This is a genomic window from uncultured Gilvimarinus sp., assembly GCF_963975215.1.
Classification (GTDB): Bacteria; Pseudomonadota; Gammaproteobacteria; order Pseudomonadales; family Cellvibrionaceae; genus Gilvimarinus.
The window spans coordinates 83046-100944 of sequence record NZ_CAXBFW010000001.1 but is presented as its reverse complement, the minus strand read 5'-3'; the positions used below and the strand labels follow the sequence as shown (position 1 = coordinate 100944).

Annotated in this window: 15 protein-coding genes; 4 read left to right on the top strand and 11 right to left on the bottom strand. The window is 48.4% G+C overall.

Going from position 1 to position 17899, the window contains the following annotated elements; all coding sequences use genetic code 11:
• Positions 1–17 precede the first annotated feature (17 nt).
• The 6 genes from AAC019_RS00445 to AAC019_RS00420 all read right to left on the bottom strand — a co-directional run bounded on the left by AAC019_RS00445 (position 18) and on the right by AAC019_RS00420 (position 8405).
• Positions 18–2750, bottom strand: a complete 2733-nt coding sequence (locus AAC019_RS00445) for a TonB-dependent receptor (protein WP_339896572.1) — start codon at positions 2748–2750, stop codon at positions 18–20.
• 378 nt (positions 2751–3128) lie between these two features.
• The gene (agaR, locus tag AAC019_RS00440) at positions 3129–3908 is read right to left on the bottom strand and encodes a transcriptional repressor AgaR (RefSeq protein ID WP_339896571.1); all 780 of its coding nucleotides are present in this window, start codon (positions 3906–3908) and stop codon (positions 3129–3131) included.
• A gap of 92 nt (positions 3909–4000) precedes the next feature.
• Positions 4001–4948 (bottom strand): DMT family transporter, encoded by a 948-nt coding sequence (locus AAC019_RS00435; RefSeq protein WP_339896570.1) that lies wholly within the window; start codon positions 4946–4948, stop codon positions 4001–4003.
• A gap of 25 nt (positions 4949–4973) precedes the next feature.
• Positions 4974–5957, bottom strand: a complete 984-nt coding sequence (locus AAC019_RS00430; RefSeq protein WP_339896569.1) for a BadF/BadG/BcrA/BcrD ATPase family protein — start codon at positions 5955–5957, stop codon at positions 4974–4976.
• Complete coding sequence (locus tag AAC019_RS00425) at positions 5948–7141, bottom strand: SIS domain-containing protein (RefSeq protein ID WP_339896568.1); 1194 nt, start codon at positions 7139–7141, stop codon at positions 5948–5950. The genes AAC019_RS00430 and AAC019_RS00425 overlap by 10 nt, the downstream gene beginning before the upstream one ends.
• Before the next feature lie 10 nt (positions 7142–7151).
• The gene (locus tag AAC019_RS00420) at positions 7152–8405 is read right to left on the bottom strand and encodes a D-tagatose-bisphosphate aldolase, class II, non-catalytic subunit (RefSeq protein WP_339896858.1); all 1254 of its coding nucleotides are present in this window, start codon (positions 8403–8405) and stop codon (positions 7152–7154) included.
• A 419-nt stretch (positions 8406–8824) separates the two neighbouring features.
• Between AAC019_RS00420 and AAC019_RS00415 the strand changes: the two genes are divergently transcribed.
• From AAC019_RS00415 to AAC019_RS00405, 3 genes are all read left to right on the top strand, one after another.
• Positions 8825–9949: an amidohydrolase family protein gene (locus tag AAC019_RS00415; protein WP_339896567.1), complete on the top strand. Its 1125-nt coding sequence runs from the start codon at positions 8825–8827 to the stop codon at positions 9947–9949.
• A gap of 11 nt (positions 9950–9960) precedes the next feature.
• The gene (locus tag AAC019_RS00410) at positions 9961–12051 is read left to right on the top strand and encodes a glycoside hydrolase family 36 protein (RefSeq protein ID WP_339896566.1); all 2091 of its coding nucleotides are present in this window, start codon (positions 9961–9963) and stop codon (positions 12049–12051) included.
• An 85-nt stretch (positions 12052–12136) separates the two neighbouring features.
• Positions 12137–12565, top strand: a complete 429-nt coding sequence (locus AAC019_RS00405) for a TlpA disulfide reductase family protein (RefSeq protein WP_339896565.1) — start codon at positions 12137–12139, stop codon at positions 12563–12565.
• A gap of 322 nt (positions 12566–12887) precedes the next feature.
• Here the strand turns inward: AAC019_RS00405 and AAC019_RS00400 are convergent, their stop codons facing one another.
• The gene (locus tag AAC019_RS00400) at positions 12888–13496 is read right to left on the bottom strand and encodes a TetR/AcrR family transcriptional regulator (RefSeq protein WP_339896564.1); all 609 of its coding nucleotides are present in this window, start codon (positions 13494–13496) and stop codon (positions 12888–12890) included.
• A 159-nt stretch (positions 13497–13655) separates the two neighbouring features.
• On the opposite strand from AAC019_RS00400, the gene AAC019_RS00395 reads away from it, so the two are divergent.
• Positions 13656–14054 (top strand): RidA family protein, encoded by a 399-nt coding sequence (locus AAC019_RS00395; protein WP_339896563.1) that lies wholly within the window; start codon positions 13656–13658, stop codon positions 14052–14054.
• A 74-nt stretch (positions 14055–14128) separates the two neighbouring features.
• Here the strand turns inward: AAC019_RS00395 and AAC019_RS00390 are convergent, their stop codons facing one another.
• The 4 genes from AAC019_RS00390 to AAC019_RS00375 form a co-directional block, all read right to left on the bottom strand.
• Entirely contained in the window at positions 14129–14416 is a 288-nt protein-coding gene (locus AAC019_RS00390; protein ID WP_339896562.1) for a hypothetical protein, read from the bottom strand.
• Between the two features lie 541 nt (positions 14417–14957).
• The gene (locus tag AAC019_RS00385) at positions 14958–15200 is read right to left on the bottom strand and encodes a TIGR02647 family protein (RefSeq protein ID WP_339896561.1); all 243 of its coding nucleotides are present in this window, start codon (positions 15198–15200) and stop codon (positions 14958–14960) included.
• A gap of 154 nt (positions 15201–15354) precedes the next feature.
• Positions 15355–15834 (bottom strand): DUF6231 family protein, encoded by a 480-nt coding sequence (locus AAC019_RS00380; protein WP_339896560.1) that lies wholly within the window; start codon positions 15832–15834, stop codon positions 15355–15357.
• Positions 15835–16266: 432 nt separating this feature from the next.
• Entirely contained in the window at positions 16267–17898 is a 1632-nt protein-coding gene (locus AAC019_RS00375) for an ATP-dependent helicase (RefSeq protein WP_339896559.1), read from the bottom strand.
• Between the last annotated feature and the right edge of the window lies 1 nt (position 17899).

Sequence of the window (17899 nt, the reverse complement as noted above, 5' to 3'; positions counted from 1 at the left end):
CGCTAGGGTTACCAGCCTTAGAAGCTCACCCGAACCCCCATATTAAAAGTTCGACCAAATATCTGGATTGACGACGGAAGATCATCACGCCCCTGGAAGCTTCTGTTGGACTCGTCTGCCAGATTTAAGCCTTCGACAAATATCTGAGCATTATCAAATAGGTCATAACGCACTGACGCGGTAACCATGTATTGCTCTTCCATATAGGTTTGATAACCATCACCAAGCGGGCTGTAAGAGTCGACGACGTAATCTCCGGTGTAGTCCAGAGCTAACTGGGCGCTTAAACGATCGTTCTCATAAATGGCGGAAACCGAATATGCGGTATCAGCAACGCCTGGCAACGCTCCAACACTTACGCCATCAACAGTCGCGTCTGTATCTGTGTACGAGTAGCTAGCAGTGAATCCCAGGCCGTTGTCGAAAAACGTCTGTGCACTAACTTCAAAACCGAGCACTTCAGCGGTGTCACCATTGACGGGCTGAGTAATCAAAAATCGCTCACCGGCAATTTCTTCACGTCTTGTGCTTTGGGTAATAAACCCACTTAAATCTTTCCAGAATACAGCACCCGTTAAAGCGCTATCGGCCGCAAAGTACCACTCCAACGAAAGATCCGCCTGGTCTGAATAGACCGGCTCGATCTCAGCATTACCACTAATCGACATAGTGAACACACCCGACTGTGCATTATCAGTGGTCAAGGGTGCCAGTTGATCGAGCGTAGGGCGGGACATGGATTTTGCCAGTGCCCCCCGAAGAATTAAATCGTCCGCCAAGTAGTAACCAAGGTTAGCGGACGGCAGAAATTTGGTGTAACTTCCTGTGCCCACCGCAGGGGTTGCTTCACTATATTCAACAATCCATTGCGGATTTGGAACATCAGGGTCAACAACCGTAATAGACTCTATGGCGTTATAGGCATAAGCCGAATCAATTTCCGTATGAACTAAACGGCCACCCAAATTACCAAACCAAGCATCTTGCTCGAAGTTCACCTGAACAAAAGCCGCCTGCGTATCTTCTGTAATCACATAGGAATTTACTGGATTGGGAACTGGTTCCCAAAGTGCCGACTCATTCTCGCCAAAGGTTCGCTCTGTACCGTTATATGACACCAAGGTTTTTCCGTCTGAGGCGGCCAGCGCCTCGGCATACGACGGAATATCGAAAATAGGGAAAGCTCTTGGGAAATTCCCCGCCTCTCCATCAAAGAGGTTGTCATAAGGGAAATCTCGTACGACATCTACTCCCACATCGGCGAACGTAAAGGGGTAGTCACAATAATTACAAGCACCTAGCATTTCATTATCTATGGCTTGGTTGGACTTTTCGCGACGTGTTACTGCGAGGCCAAATTGAATATCTTTTACAGCCGAAAGACCAAAGTTTTGCTCCCAGGCGCCATCCAGCTTAAATCCCGTAATGGTGTCTTCAATATCACTACCATCTCTTGCAGCCCAGTGAGGCGCAAAGTCAGTATTGTCAAAATCTGTGGAGGATCGCCCCTCTGTCCACTGCGGAACAAAATCAGGAAGCCCCCCCTCATTAAGCTTAAAATGGCCCGTATTCGGCCCGGGAGCGCCGGCAACGACATAGGTGTTTTTGCCGCCAGAGTCACGAGTTGACTTAGAGCGGTAAAGATCGGCATTTAACGTTAATGTATCCGTAACCTGGAAGTCACCATTGAGACCAAACAGCGAGGTATCGACAGTGCGATGCTCGTCAATCGTCACGACTTCCATGGCCATCTCTTCAACATCCAGCTCTGTAATTACATTGCCATCCATAACAATGTTGCTCCAGCGACCAGGGTAATCCTCCATGTAGAAGGACTGGGTAAAACCGGTCGAGTCCGCCTCCAGGCGTGTAAAAAGCATATCCGCCACAATCTCTACCCGATCGCTCGGCCGCCATTGAATAGCCGAGGTTACCCCTGTTCGTTCAAATTCAGTGGCATAAGAGCCCAAAGCATAAGAACCAGGCATAACTAAATTGGTTTCGTTTTCTGTAATCGCACCATCGCCGTTCACATCGTAGGAGCGCTCATCACCGACACCGAAATAATAGTTATCGAACATATCGTCGGCCCGCTCGTCGCCTTTCGCGTAAGAGCCACTCACAATAAAGCCAAGTGTTTCGTCCAAGTTAGAGGTACTAAAAATAGCGTTATACTTTTGCCCAAACTCTTCAGACAGGTCGTTGTAGTTCGTCTGCGCAGAAAAAACGCCCGTGGTGCCCGCCTCACTAAGCGGCCGGACCGACCTTAAATTAACTGCACCACCAATACTCCCTTCTTCATGATTCGCCTCCACAGACTTCCAAACATCCGCGCCGCCAATCATTTCCGATGGAATAACGTCAAAAGCAAAGTTTCTTCCGCCGTCGTCTGTGGCCAAAATCCTATCGTTCAGCGTAACGATACTGAACTCGGGCCCTAGCCCGCGAATATTTACATACTGCGCCTCACCATTTCTGGTTCGGCTAACGGTGACACCAGAGATGTGCGAAAGAGAGTCAGCAACATTGTCATCAGGAAAACGCCCCAACTCTTCAGCATTAATGGAGTCCACAATGGAAGTGGCCTCTTGCTTCAAATCTAAAGACTTGGAAAGACTGCCTCGAACACCGGTCACTACAACCTCTTCGAGAGGCGCGTATTCCTCTACATTTTGCGCATTAACACCGTGAGAGGCCGCACCAATGATTATGCCTATCAACGTTTTTTTGAAAGCTGTTTTATTTTTCATAACACTCCCCAACTGTGACTACACCTTAATCCACGCCATACTTACCGACGACCAATGGAAATATAATGAAACCTGAAAGAACGCATGTCAACAGTAAAACAGAGGGAAATGCTTAAAAAACACCAATTAAATAACGAAGTGAAACTTAAATAGGCTTTAGGCTTCAAGATCTTCATAAAAAAGCACCACACTGAAACAGTTTTTTTGGCGCTGCACTACAAAAGGTCAGCGACCACAAGGTCGCCCAGCGGGCGCGCCACTGAGCTAGATTGATATATAGATTGAAGCTGAAAGGGTTCGGGCTTACTAAGATCAAACGGAAGGGAGAGTTGGGGAAGGCTGCCCGGCCTGGTCAGCCTTTAAAATGCACTTTTGGAGTCAATCAGCAGAAGGAACGACAATAACGTCAATCCCCATACTGACAAGGCCATCATAATACTCTTGGGGGATGCCATCATCGGTAATGAGCTTGGATATCTCGTTCGGCTCGACAATATTATGCAGACAGATATTGCCAAACTTACTTGAGTCGGTAACCACAATAATTTCCGTCGACGCCTTACACATCATTCGGTTCAATGTCGCCTCAGGCTCAAAGTGAGTCGTAACCCCCTTTTGCATGTGAAAGCCATCGACACCAAGGAACAACTTGTCAACATGCAACTCCTTCAGGGCTCGCTCCGCTTGCTGACCATGAAAAAACATGCTTTTTCGGCGTAAAGTACCCCCCAAGACAATCAGCTCGACATTGGCACAATCGGAAAGCTGGGTCACCGCCAGCAAATCGTTTGTGACTACCGTCAACTCCTCAAAGTCCCGAAGGTACGGCACCATCTGATTAGTTGTAGTACCGGAATCTAAAATCAGCGACTCCCCCTCTGCAACAAATGCAGCGGCGGCTTTAGCGATTGAACCTTTTTTTTCAGAATTTAGTTTTTGCTTAAGGTTAACGGCATTTTCGGTGGTGGGGACCACCTCGTTCAAAATGGCTCCACCATAGGCTCGCGACGCGACACCACGCTGCTCAAGGAACTTGAGGTCCTTTCTTATGGTAACCGCGGAAACGCCAAACATCTTAGCTAACGGATACACCTGAACGCTGCCATTGCCCCGTAGCAGCCCAACAATTTTTTCTCTTCGGGATGTAGTGTCTCGCATACAAATCTCTTAAGGTGACCAAACATCGAAACTATAACACTGAAACACCAACAGTGAAACAAATCACCTCAAAAGAAAGAAAAATGAAACCTCTAGCTTGTTGGCCGACCAACAGCTACGTCGTCCGACTCCTCGCCAACCACCAACAGAAACGCCGAGAAAATGGCTAGCGCCATCCCCACAGCGGCGTACGCCGTTGGCAATGTTTGCAAGATCAACAACGAAAGCACGCTAGTCACAATAGGTGGCAGACAATTCACCATCGGACTGACTAAAATGGCTTTACCGTAGCGAAACGCATAAACCAAAAAGAGGGCCCCGAACGCGTTAAAAAGCCCAATCCCAAATGCCAAACCAGCGCCATCAAGCCCCCAGTTAGCCTCAAGCGGCTCGTCTGTCATATACCAAGCCACAGGTGCCAACATCACACTTGTTATTGCCATGTAAAAGAAAATACTTTCAGCGCTAATTTTATTGTTTGCCTGCTTTAGGTAAAAACCTTGTATGCCCCAAGCAAGAAAAACCAAAATAGCATAAAACAACCAGACAGAGTTTTGCACTGATCCGTCACCGTCAGAATAATTTAGAAACGGAATGGCGATCAAGGCCACCACAATTCCCAAGCCGCCGACTTTACCCACCCGCTCTTTCAAGAAGACAAATGAGAGACAAATAGTCACTACCGGAGCTAACGCAATAATAGGAAAAATTAGATAAGCGGGACCATTAGCAATAGCGCCCGAGTACAAAATAAGCTGCCCAACACCACCTAAAAAACCAATTACCGCACCATAGGCCAAAGCTTCAATGCTTATATCGAGCTTCCACCTCACCCGCCTCAAGCAAAACAGCGAGGGGACCAACATCGAAAGCGACCACATAATGTACCCCAGCTCTGCCGGAAAACCGTTATTCTCCGGAATAACAATGGTCGCACCCCACACGCCCCAGAGCACTATGGTCAGCAAGGCGTACATGAGCCAAGCCTTCAGGCCCGACTTTTCAACACCGGCACTCGTAGGTTCTGGTTTAATCGACATGACTGAAATCCCCAATCCGTGTAATTTATTGAACGGTATTATTTATACGTGAAAATTTTAAGTTGTTAAGACTGTCACCAGACAACGCCTTTCCGGACAATTTCGCCGCATAAAGTGCCGCGCCGATATCCGGCTGGTAATCAGGGCGCTTAAGAACACACCGCTGAGGCCCGGCAAGCAAAGCAGCCTCTAGCGGCTCTATTATCAAAGCGCCAGCTTGAAACACCCCCCCAGAGTATGTGGCGACAACCGTGTCACGCTCCGCAAACTGCAATTTATCGATCAGGGACTTAGCGATCAGCGCCAGCTCGCCTGCAGCTCGGTCGAAAATGTCTAGCGCTACCGGGTCGGCCAGGCTGGCAGCTTCGGCCACCAGCTTGGACAAGCTCGCAATTTTTGTTCTTGATCCATTCCACCGACTCAACACCAAGGCACAAACGTCCAAATCAAAAGAAAGCTCCAGGCGCTCCGCCATCAGCTTATGCAACAAGGTTTTCTCCATACGGCCGTCGGACATACGAGTGAAGGCTTCAAGGCCGGCTCGGGCAATCCAATAAGCCGACCCCTCATCACCAAAAATCTCGCTCCAGCCGCCAACCCTCGCACTAAGGGCTCCTCGCTCGCCGTAGCCAATTGAGCCTGTTCCGGCCACTATATGCACACCATCAGCACAACCAGCGCCAGCCGCCCAACCACAAATCATGTCGTTACCACAACGGTAAGCGGAGGACTCCAGTATTACACCCGGAGCCTCATCCAATACATCAGTCAGGCTACTGTCCTCGCCGTAACACGGCAGACCGAAAAAAGAAAAGTCCAAATCCTTTAAAGCTATACCGCTTTGCCGGCTAACCTCCTGCACACCATTACGCAAGATGTGCCGCATCCCGTCCAAGCCTACCTCTAGATGAGAGCAGGTAGGCTCAGTGTGACGAGCAACAATATCGCCATCTGTATCAAGCATGACAAAGGCAGTTTTGGTGCCTCCGCCATCGACGCCTAAATACATCTCTCCCCCTCTTTGATCGCGGAACGTCTCTTGCCAGACATCGGATAAATAGTGACTCCCTGAACCACACGGTTTACCGTGCCGCCCGAAGACGGGTTATCTGGCTTGTTGTTTAGCGCGAGCGCTTTGTAAAACGCATACATTTGTGCACAAGCGATATAAGGAAAATGCAAAAGAAAATCCGTTAATGCTGCGCCACAGCCAAGGCCAATATCCTGGTTAGACAGAGGGCTATCGTCGGCAGAAAGTGCGATCACCCTACCCGCTTCAGCGTCGCGACGCAGCTCTGCAAGTAAATCGAGATCGTACTGTCGCGTATAACGGTTATTGGAAATGTATACAAACACCAAAGTATGCTCATTGATGATCGTCTTGGGGCCGTGACGAAACCCCAACGGAGAGTCGTGCATAGCAACCACCTGACCATCCGTCAGCTCAAGTAACTTCAACGCCGATTCTTGCGCTAGCGAGCCAAATCCGCCGCTACCGAGAAAAACCACTCTATCAAATGGCTCCTGCGCCAACGCCTTAAAACCTTCCGCCTGCTTCGCGATTAAATCACGGGTGACATGGCTAACCACTTCGAGATCGTTTTCTGGGATTTCAGAAGGACAAAAAACAAGCCCCGCCATTAGCATCATCGAGGTAAAACTTGATGTCATTGCAAAACTTTTGTCGTTGGTCTCCTCCGGAGTTAAAACCGCCAACGCCCGATTGCTGTCACTGCAATACTGAAATAAGCTGCCTTCGCGATTACATGTGATCACTAAATGATAACAATCTTTCACCAACTGATTGGCAAAGCTAACCGCTGCAACACTTTCAGGGCTGTTTCCTGAGCGAGCAAACGATACCATTAGCGTTGGCGTATCGGCCTCTAAGTAGCTCATCGGATTAGAAACAATATCTGTCGTGGAGATCGACTCCACCCGACGCTGAAGTGTGTTGGTCATCAGGGGGGCTAAGCACCCACCAGCAAAAGCGGAGGTTCCCGCACCGGTCAGGATGATTCTCAGCTCTGGCTTGCGCAATAAACTACCTAAAAAGGAGTCAACGCTGCCCTTAACCGCGTGATAAGTGTCATAAGTGCGCAGCCACGACTCAGGCTGTTGAGATATTTCCTTCGCCGTCCAAATAGCTGAAAGCTCATCGAGACTTGATTCAGTAAAACCGAGGTAATTCATCACTTATTCCTTATTCCACGCACGCAGTCGCGTATTGAGATAACACTTCTTGAACCTTGTGAATCACAACACTCTCCACACCGAATGTAATTTCACCAGATCGAACCGCCGAGTATTGGCCCGGCAGATACTGACTAACCATTGTCAAAGGAGGGGTACGCTGCTCAAAATTGCGCTGCATCACCTCCATCGCCTTGACAACATTCGGTCGGCTCCAGTAGTAACGGACTCTATCGCTCAAACTATATTGCTTATCTAACAATAGAGCACCACCCTCGCTGCTGTAGTAGCTTTTCCAATACTTAGGCTCAATGTTCATTTCTTCAAGAACTATGCTGCGCAAGCCTGAAGCATTTTCCGCGAACAGCTCTTGCTCTATGGCATCCAGCGCCCAAAGCGCTTCACGCATTGCAAATGTTACCCCGGGCCCCACTTTTAGAATGGCAAAGTGATCTTGCACCAAGCGCTTTAGATTCGTATCGAATTGATAATCCGTAGAGTGCGCTTCAAACACCATAAAAGGATAATCTTCAATACGACGACTTAACGCTAATGCCGCCTCAGGTTGATAATCGACCACCTTATGGTGATCAAACTCCACGCCAGGCTGCACGACCAACCCCACCACCCGCGGCCAGGCCTCTTCTAAACCAAGCGCTTTAAAAGATTCATGGTGCGCCTCAATTGTTGCCACTGCAGCCTCAGGCGAGGTAACTTCCAGCTCGGCTAAATCTTCTGTCGCGCCGCCCGGAACGGGAACTTCGGTTCCCACAATATAAACCGGCGGCTCCCCCTCTACTCGGCGCCAAGCCTCTTCTGCTACCCGACACAACCGCGCTGCTCGCCCAGCGACAACCTCATCAGAGAGCGGCACTGGATCATCAGCGCAAGACATCGAACAATCCAAGTGTATTTTGGCAAAACCGGCCTCAACATATTGGCGAATCAACTCCTCCGACTTGATCATTGCCTCCTCGGCGGGAAGCCCCTGCCAACAGTTAGGCCCAAGGTGATCCCCGCCAAGCACTACTCGCTCAGGCGCAAGCCCAGCCTGATTCGCCAAATCAAGCACTAACCGACGGAAGTCAACCGGCCTCATTCCCGTGTACCCGCCGTCCTGGTTGACTTGATTGGATGTGGACTCAATCAACACATCGCTGCCAATACGCAGCGCGTGAGATAACGCCGCTTTAATTACCAGGGGGTGCGCGGAGCAAACCGAGCATATCCCCACCGCCCGGCCCGCCTTGTGCTCACTCAACATCTTCAAAAGCACGCTCATAAACACTCCAGTTTCACTATATTTCGAACAAGATAAAAAACCAACAAAAAAGCATGATTATGTTTCCATGAGAGAAATTATGAATCAGTATTAGTACCATGTAAACCAAAAATGTTTCGTTTTGTTGCTTTATGTTCGGCCTGCACCGGGCATTTACAAAAAACAAAAAGTTAAGCGCACAATTCCAGACCAGCAAGAATTGATATTTTATTGTTTATTATCATATACTTACATAACTCTCGCTTTGACTTTAAGCAGCGTCAGCATAATTGCCACTGCTAACTTGCAACTTCCGAAAGGTAAAAGTTGATTTTGAAGGCCTTTTGTAGTTTCATTATATTTCTTATTGCGCCCGAGAGTGAAACATTGGGCCCCATTGATAGTCACGCGGAGGTCAATTCATGCACAGCAAAGCCATGCTGCAATCTCTTAAACTAGGTATTCTGGCAGCGGCCTTACTCAACCCGTTGAGTAGCTCCGCCGATCAGCAGTTCTATCAGAGCAACGATTTCAAATGGCTAGGAAAAATTGACAGCCACGTTCATGCGAACTCTATAGATAGCGATATAGTCACATTAGCCCAAGAGGCAAACTTCAAGCTGATCAGCATTAATGTCGACTATCCAGACTTCCCGCCAGTAAAGCGGCAGCTTGAAATTACCGCGGAACTCCAAAATCGACACCCCGACGACTTCGCCTTCGCCGGGACCTTCACTATGCAGGGCTGGGGCTCAGAGCATTGGGTAGACAATAAGATTGAGCAAATCAATCAGGCTCGCGAGCAAGGGGCCATCGCCATTAAGGTATGGAAAAACATAGGCATGTCATTTCGCAACGAGACCGACGAACTGGTCATGGTCAACGATGAAAAACTCTCACCTATTTTCAGCTACCTAGAAAAAGAACAGCTGCCTTTGATTGGCCACCAGGGCGAACCCAAAAATTGCTGGTTACCTGTCAGTGAAATGACCGTACTGAACGACAAAAAGTACTTCAAAGAACACCCGCATTACCACATGTACCTCCACCCCGAGATGCCCAGCTACGAAGAGCAGATGAACAGCCGTAACCGGATGCTAGACCAACATCCATCACTGACCTTTATTGGCGCTCATATGGCGAGCCTGGAGTGGAGCGTAGAGGCGCTATCCAGTTTTCTGGAGGACAACCCGAAGGCCGTGGTAGACATGGCCGCCCGCATAGGGCAAATACAACACCAATCAATGGAGAACTACGCCAAAGTACGCGACTTTTTTATCAAGTACCAAGATCGTATCCTCTACGCCACCGACCTTACACTCTCAAAGGGTCAGACAGGGGCAGAGTTTCTGCAAGAAGCAATGGACGTTTGGCAGTCCGACTGGGATTACCTGGCCACAGACAACATGCTGACATCCAGTTTCGTTGAGGGTGAGTTCCGAGGCCTGCAGCTACCCAAGAAAGTAATCAACAAAATTTACCGCACCAATGCAGAACGGGTTTTTAAAAAAAACTTTTTCAATAAAACACTTATAGAACAACATTAAGAGGACAAGACGTGAATAACATCAGAAAGATATCCTTGTCTTGGCTAACCACAGGATTTGTCTGTGTCGCCTTGCTTGGCTGCCAAGTAACACCAAAGAATAGCCTCAAGCCTTTAACTCAAGATTTAACCCTGGAAAACGGCGACTTACAGCTGGAATTTAACCAGCAGCTGCAAAGCAAAGTCTTTAGAAAACAAAACGGCCAATCTACCCCGCTACAAAAGAGTTTCGAAACTAGCGAATACATTGTGCTGGAAAGCGGAACTCTCGGCGCGTTCCAAGCCGAGTCATATGCTGTTAATGCAATTCAAAATGATCTTGGGGCAGGACAGGAGTACGTCATTACCGGCAGCACAGCCGACGGGATGGAAAAGCAGGTAACGGTTAGCCTGTATGATAACCACCCAGATACCGCCTTAATGTCAGTCCAATACACCAATCATACTGACGAATCTGTGCGGGTATTGAAGTGGGTGAACAATCACTACCGCCTAACTCCCAGCGAGCAGTCAACGCCTGCGTTTTGGTCTTTCCAGGGGGCCTCATTCGCCGATCGTCGCGATTGGGTCCAGCCCGTTGAACCGGGCTATAGCCAACAAAACTTCATGGGCATGAACTCATCGGATTACGGTAGCGGAACCCCTGTGTCTGATATCTGGACGCCCGACGCAGGAATAGGTGTCGGCCATGTAGAGCTCACGCCTAAGCTCGTATCGCTCCCGATCAACTATGCTACAGGCGCTCAAGCTGCCTCCGTAGCCGTTGAATATGACCGCCCCACTACGCTAAAGCCAGGTGAATCCCTGACAACTTTTGAGACCTTTGTAACAGTTCACCAAGGGGACTATTACGATACGTTAGTGCGTTACAAGGACATTATGGCAGCCAAAGGGATGGAAGCCCCGGAATACCCTGAAGAGAGTTACGAGCCAATCTGGTGCGCTTGGGGGTACGACCGTAAATTTACTGTTGAAGAGGTTTTACAGACGCTACCAAAAGCAAAAGAAATGGGATTAACCTGGGCGGTTCTCGACGACGGCTGGCAGACCTCCGAAGGGGATTGGTATCTGGACAAAAGTAAGTTTCCCGAAGGCGATAAAAGCATGCGGGAGCTGGTTGAAGACATCAATAAAGCCGGCTTAAAAGCTAAATTATGGTGGGCGCCACTTGCTGTCGACCCAGGCACCGACTTAATCAATGAGCACGAGGACATGCTTTTGCTGGATAAAGACGGCAACCCCGTGGATATCACTTGGTGGGATAGCTACTACCTTTGCCCAGCCTATGCAAAAACACAGCAATACAGCAAAGAACTAGTCGAGAAGATGATGGGCCAATGGGGTTATGCAGGACTGAAAATTGACGGCCAGCATTTGAACGGCGTCCCGCCCTGTTACAATCCGGCGCACAACCACGACCACCCTGAAGAGTCTGTAGAGCAGCTGCAGGAGTTTTGGAAACTGATTTACGATACGGCTCTGGAAATCAACAGTAATGCGATTGTTGAAATCTGCCCCTGCGGTACCTCTTACGCATTTCATAACATGCCTTATATGAACCAATCGGTCAGCTCCGACCCAGAAAGCTCGTGGCAAATTCGCCATAAAGGCAAAACGCTTAAAGCCTTAATGGGCGCCTCCTCTCCGTACTACGGCGATCATGTCGAACTGAGCGATGATGCCAGTGACTTTGCGTCTTCAGTGGGCATCGGTGCAGTGATCGGCACCAAATTCACCTGGCCCAAGGACGGAAGCAACAAAGAGAGCTTTTTGCTCACCCCCGAGAAAGAGCGTGAATTCCAGCACTGGATTGATATTTACAAAGAGAAAATGCTACCTAAAGGCGTCTACGAAGGCAGCCTTTACGACATCGGTTTTGATGCGCCAGAAACCCATGCGATTTCTAAAAATGGGCAGATGTACTACGCATTCTACGCCGACCAGTGGCAGGGCCGTGTTGAGCTGCGAGGCTTAAAAGATGGTCGCTATAAAGTAAGGGATTATGAAAACGACCGCACCTTAGGCATGGTGGACGGTAGCGATGCAACTCTGGAGATTAACGTTACAGACCACCTTTTGCTTGAGGTCACCCCCGTTGATTAAGCTAAAGTCTTTGCTTTTTCTATCGCTCATCGTTTGGGCTGGCCCGCTTTTCGGCGGGTCGGCCCAGGCCAGCGAGCCGCACCCAATGCACTGGGAGCTACCACTGCTCGCTGAGGGAGACGACACGACTCAGCTAAGGGTTGAAGACTACCAAGGGAAGATTGTTTACGTCGACTTTTGGGCTTCTTGGTGCCGTCCTTGTATAAAGTCGATGCCGTTCCTCAATGCGTTGCGCGACGAGTTTAAAAGCAGAGGCTTTGAGGTGCTTGCGGTCAATGTCGATCAGAATAAAGCAGACGCTCTGAGCTTTTTGCAAAAGCATCCAGTTAACTACCCGGTTGCGCACGACAACTCCAGTCAGCTACTTAAACACCTGAATGTTGTCGGCCTTCCTTCGGCTTTTTTACTCGATGCCGATGGGGTTCCCACACTCGTTCATGCAGGCTTTAAAGAGTCAGACAAAGCCTACCTTCGGGCTATGATTGACCGCGCCCTCGCGATTAATGGCAACTGAATAGTACACGAAGGTTTTCTCAACACCTAAGGCCACGGTAATTCCACGCTCAGTCAGTTAAAGTGGGATTACCAGCCTGCCACCCACATTGTGCGAGTACGATGAGAGGCCCGTGTGGTGAGCACCCTCAGCGATCTCACTCAACTGAGATGACCGCACTGATGCCGCCCCATAAAACCTACTCCATTAAATGTGGTGTCCGCCGTACGCGGCTGCCCCCAACCTGTGGCAACGGCTTTAGCCTGTGCATCACGGTAACTATCTCCCTCGCACCAGACAGTTCTCGCAAGATACCTCCACAGGCTCGCTAACTAACAGCAACTTACAAATCTACGCCGTTCGCTACGGGAAGCTTCAGTAAGCCCGCTGCTAATGCCTTAAAAGCCTCTATGGCTTTTGGCAAAACCTCTAGCGGGGTCTCGCTGGCGGCGACCCACAGTGCCGCATTCAGGGCAGCGCCATTTAGTAACCTTGCGGCCGCTTCAGTATCCACAGGTTTCAGCGCTTTCTCGTTAATCAACTTTTCTACAATAGCGATAGTCGCCTGCAAACAGCTGCTTTGGCTGGGCCATTGAGATGGATCACCCAATACTGCCGGGCCATCTAACAAAACAATACGCTGAAATTCCGGGTCGAGGGCTTTTTCGATATATGCCGCCCCCTCGGCCAATAAGCCTTCCCAATCGCTTTGGGATTTATCACCCACCGTTTGCGCGTACAGGGCCATCTCTGAATCCATTTGCTCGACCACGGCGGCGAATAACCCGCGTTTATTACCAAAGCTGTGGTACAGCGCACCGCGGGTAAGGCCCGCCGCCGCGGTTAAATCATCCATAGAGGCGGCGGCGTAGCCGTGCTCAGCAAAAGCTTGGCGGGCCGCCGCAATCAACCTTACTCTGTTTTCCCGAGCACTTTTATCACGCTTATTCATCGTTCATTTATCTCACAACGCATTTGACATACGCCACGTATGTGGAGTAATTTCACATACGATACGTATGCAGGAATTGGCTAGCATCCACCTCGGGACGCATACGCAGGCTCAGCAATGACGCTGAAGCACTATTTAACGTAACCAAAAAGGTAAATCATGATGCAACGAGAAGCTATATTCCCCACAAACAAACACGCCCTATACGAGGCCCATGGCTACTCTGCAGCCATAAAGTCTGGTGACTTACTATTCGTTTCCGGCCAAGTAGGAAGCCGCGAAGACGGCACCCCAGAGCCGGAGTTTAAACAACAAGTAGAGCTAGCCTTTGAGAACCTAAAAGCGGTACTTGCCGCTGCCGGCTGCACCTTAGAGGACATCATCGACGTTACCTCTTTTCATACCGACCCCGAAAATCAGTTTGCCACGATAATGGACGTGAAAGCACAAGCATTCAACACCCGCCCCTATCCAAACTGGACAGCTGTGGGCGTAAATTGGCTAGCGGGGTTTGATTTTGAAATTAAGGTAATCGCGAGGATTCCGCCCACACAATAAAGGTCGGGGGCAATGATGTCAGTGCTGCTAAATACAAAGCTTTTCAGCGTCAGGGGCCCTGACCCCACTTAACCTTAATTGTTGTACTGCACCCACGCTTTAGCTGAGGCCACATACACAAAGTCGGCGTTAAGGCATTGCACCAACCGCACATCCCCACTCTCTGGCGGGTCATAGTCTTCAAGCCCTTCCAGCGCCAAGCTGTTCGCCATTGGCTCTTTGCGGGCTAATTGGGTGGGAATGTCGCCTAAATGCAGTTCTGCCGCCGTCCATGTCAGGCCATCGCGCTCTTGAGCCGAACTATTGCGGTAGTTCTCATCAATAAACACCGCCGATGTGCCCGCTAATTTTTTATAAGCCATATTACCCCCTGGAGTGAGGGGTAATTTTAGGCTTTTATCTAGATGCGGCTTTGATCTATATCAGGAATGAGGCGTTTTATAACAAACCGTTGAAAGGCCAAAGCCCGGCCCCCTTGCTTCTTACATGCGGAGCCTGCTTCGCCGTAGATGCAAAACGCCTAGTATTTGGCAGAAACATCTGCCGCCAATTGCCAAGGCCTTCCGCCACAAGTGGTATAGTTTTTACAGCTTTTCATGCACCCCCGGCAAGGGAGCCGCCATGATGCCGGGTCGAGGTTCCCGTTATTGCTGTCTGCGGTTAACGCTTTTGAGTTTTGCTTGGCCAGTTGGCCTGTCAGTGGATTGCTCATGGTATCTCCCTTTTAAAAGAATACGCGTAGACGCGGGGTTTAGATGACACCGGAGGCAATGAATATGGGTAATGTCAGGGCAGGCCGCCGGCTGCACCCAGCAGCCTCTTAGCAGAGATGAGCTAATCTGGGCGCCGGACAGAAACACATAACCCTTTCGCCAGACGCCCTGAACCGGGCTTGGAGTGCGATTAAGGGGTACTGCTTAGCACTGACAGTATTTTGTGGACTTGCTCGGTAATTTCACTACCCAAGGGAGTGAGATACCCGCCATCGGGCTGGGTGACAAGGCCCCGCTGGTGTAAACGCTGCGCGGCGGCCACGGTAGCAGGCTCGGCGGAGTGTTGATGGACTTTAATGCCCTCCTGCGAAGACGAAGAATGGAACGTGGCGAGCAGGTTAAGTTCACTAAGTTGTTCTTGGGAAAATGGCATAGTGTATCTCTTATTTTTTATTAGTAACAATCAAACCATCGTGCAGAGCGACATCTTAGAATTATTATGATAGACCCAATCTAACCGACTTTACCATTAATTTGCGTACCGCTATTAAAACAATTAGCCGGGCAACTAGTCCGATCTAGCATCCTTACCACCGCGCCTTACCCCACATGTGCGGGTTAGCCCAAAACCTGGGATTGTTCCAGGGGCGCTGGTGGTTATAGCTACTGATGTTGTAGGTATAGAGCGTCGAGGGTTCGCCGCCGTCTGCCTCTAGCCGCGCCTCTCTTTTAAAGCCCAGAGCGATAAAATCATTTAAACCCCAACCACTTTGATCCCTTACCAGCACCGCAATCTGGCGGGTGCCGTAATTGCGCAACTGGCCGATCAGTATCTGCCCTTGCTGGAAACTCACATGCTCCAAGGTGTCGGAGACTAAGCCGAGGTCCTGACCCCCAGAGAGCGACAATGCCCCTTCGGTATCATCAGCGGTTACACGGGTAACCTCACACTCGTGATGTTCAGACCACCGCTGCGCCAGCTGCTGCGCCGTGTCACCCAGCGCGACGATCGTATTGGGCTGGCAACTGTCGATAATAGCGGCAAGCGCTTGCTCGGATTCAGACATAGGGCTAAAACATTTAAGAGGTTCAGACGTTGAGCTTTAGTATCACATTCTTGTCTTGGTGCTAGCAAGGTGAGGCGAGGAGGCAGAGCCGCTGTGCTGTTTTATAAGCGGTATCTCTAGGCGAGCGAATGATTGTATATTTGGTAAAAAGTCGGGTTCGACGGCAAGGACAATGACGCCGAATTACTGACCGTAGAGCTTTACTAAGGTCGACATTCTAGTTTTCCCGGTAGTGGCGGCGCGTGAAATGTAAGGCCTGAAACCGATGACTTCCATGGGCAACTTGGAAATATAGAACGCCTTGCTCACCGGAAAATTAGGAGCACAGCGAGTAATTTTTCCGTGTGCAGCAACTTGTTAGAGGGCAAAGAGTAATATGCTGCGAGTTAACAACAGTCTTTCTCACTATGACGAAAGAGCATATTTATTGTGCTACCGATACAAACCATCTAATCCAGGCAACGCAAAGAATTGAGACGGATTTCCTGTTTTGGTTTCATAGTCTCGATTGAGACGACTATTACTTGTAACTAGAACACAGTAATTTTTCGCTCTAGTTATCCCAACAAAATGTAAATTCAACTCCTGCTCCCAATTATCATATATTACATCGAAGCAACCTCGAACAAACTTTCTTTTAGGGTGAATCCAATCGTATAGATCCAAGTGATAGACAATCTCGAATTCTAGCCCTTTAGATTTATGAAGCGTCATAACTTGAACTTCATTCTCATTTATCGGCTTATAGTGCTGAAGTAACCTAGACTCCAAGCATATTGTACTGATCAACTCTTTATCTGAAGCACTGATATCGATATTTAAGACTTGACCAGTGATATCCACAATTGCACGTGATAGTTCATCTTGAATTTTATCACCAATAGTTGATATCGTTTTACGTAATACAGATAAACTATTCTTCGAAACTGGAGTAAATGACTGTATATACTCAACAACATCATTTAAACGATGATGCTCGTCGAATCGAAACCTTAAAAGCTGGGAAAATAGATTACAAACCTTTGTGTTTCTGACTGCCAATGGGTCTTCGTCAAAGATTCGAAACGGTACATTTAATCCATTACTAAGAAATTCTAGAGATATGTTATTCCTTACAAGTATTCCTATTTGCGAGTATGATTCTACTAGGTTTTTCTTAAATGCAAGTTCAATTGACTCATTTATTTTTTCAGTTACATCTACTTGAGTACCTGTGTAGTTGCGCCTATATACTCTGATATCACTAGCTGGTAATAAATCACACTCAGCGTCGTAAAGTCGGTTAGAATAATTTGTAATTGATGGGTGACAGCGATGATTGATATTTACGATATGATGTTCGAAGATATCAGGTTTGTTTGTTAATTCTTTAATAAACTCAGGATCACTCCCACGCCAAGCATAGATAGATTGTTGTACATCACCAACTGCAACACCTACCAGCCCCAGTTCTAGTAACTTGAGAAAGAGTACATGCTGTGGCTCAGAGGAATCTTGATATTCATCTATGTATACCGAGTTGTATTTTGCTGCAATATATCTTTGACAAGCATGAGATTCCGTTATGACATGATTGGCTATCACACCAAGCAGTTCGAGCAAGACAAAACCATGATCGAATAATGTGCCAATATCATCTTCTAAGCATTTAAATGAAGTTGAGTTTACCTCATCGCTGTAATGAGGTATTACACTCAGTTTGCCCATAACACATTCAGGTATCTCATCGAATTTAATACACTCTAACTGGTTCTTTTTCCTATCAAGAACCCTTGCTAAAAAAGGATGTATAATCTCACTCAAACAAAAATGATCAATAGTGCCAAAAAAGCTCATTTTAGTATCGCAAGCATTCTTCTTACATCGTTTTCTTAATTCCTTACTGGCCTTTACAGTAAAAGTAATTCCAATAACACCTCGATAAGGCGGAAGATCTTTAACTTCATTTCTTATCTTTTCTGCAACAACAGTGGTTTTTCCACTTCCTGGGCAAGCAGTAATTACCATATTTGAATTTGAGCTTATCGCTGCTCTTTGATCCGGCGTATAGTCGAAATCACTCATG

What these genes read in the sequence shown, in the direction of transcription:
- AAC019_RS00400 (WP_339896564.1), bottom strand. Translation starts at nt 13,496, where the DNA reads ATGAATAAGCGTGATAAAAGTGCTCGGGAAAACAGAGTAAGGTTGATT.
- AAC019_RS00375 (WP_339896559.1), bottom strand. Translation starts at nt 17,898, where the DNA reads ATGAGTGATTTCGACTATACGCCGGATCAAAGAGCAGCGATAAGCTCA.
- AAC019_RS00430 (WP_339896569.1), bottom strand. Translation starts at nt 5,957, where the DNA reads ATGTATTTAGGCGTCGATGGCGGAGGCACCAAAACTGCCTTTGTCATG.
- AAC019_RS00395 (WP_339896563.1), top strand. Translation starts at nt 13,656, where the DNA reads ATGATGCAACGAGAAGCTATATTCCCCACAAACAAACACGCCCTATAC.
- agaR (WP_339896571.1), bottom strand. Translation starts at nt 3,908, where the DNA reads ATGCGAGACACTACATCCCGAAGAGAAAAAATTGTTGGGCTGCTACGG.
- AAC019_RS00420 (WP_339896858.1), bottom strand. Translation starts at nt 8,405, where the DNA reads ATGTTGAGTGAGCACAAGGCGGGCCGGGCGGTGGGGATATGCTCGGTT.
- AAC019_RS00415 (WP_339896567.1), top strand. Translation starts at nt 8,825, where the DNA reads ATGCACAGCAAAGCCATGCTGCAATCTCTTAAACTAGGTATTCTGGCA.
- AAC019_RS00425 (WP_339896568.1), bottom strand. Translation starts at nt 7,141, where the DNA reads ATGAATTACCTCGGTTTTACTGAATCAAGTCTCGATGAGCTTTCAGCT.
- AAC019_RS00380 (WP_339896560.1), bottom strand. Translation starts at nt 15,834, where the DNA reads ATGTCTGAATCCGAGCAAGCGCTTGCCGCTATTATCGACAGTTGCCAG.
- AAC019_RS00435 (WP_339896570.1), bottom strand. Translation starts at nt 4,948, where the DNA reads ATGTCGATTAAACCAGAACCTACGAGTGCCGGTGTTGAAAAGTCGGGC.
- AAC019_RS00390 (WP_339896562.1), bottom strand. Translation starts at nt 14,416, where the DNA reads ATGGCTTATAAAAAATTAGCGGGCACATCGGCGGTGTTTATTGATGAG.
- AAC019_RS00405 (WP_339896565.1), top strand. Translation starts at nt 12,137, where the DNA reads ATGCACTGGGAGCTACCACTGCTCGCTGAGGGAGACGACACGACTCAG.
- AAC019_RS00385 (WP_339896561.1), bottom strand. Translation starts at nt 15,200, where the DNA reads ATGCCATTTTCCCAAGAACAACTTAGTGAACTTAACCTGCTCGCCACG.
- AAC019_RS00445 (WP_339896572.1), bottom strand. Translation starts at nt 2,750, where the DNA reads ATGAAAAATAAAACAGCTTTCAAAAAAACGTTGATAGGCATAATCATT.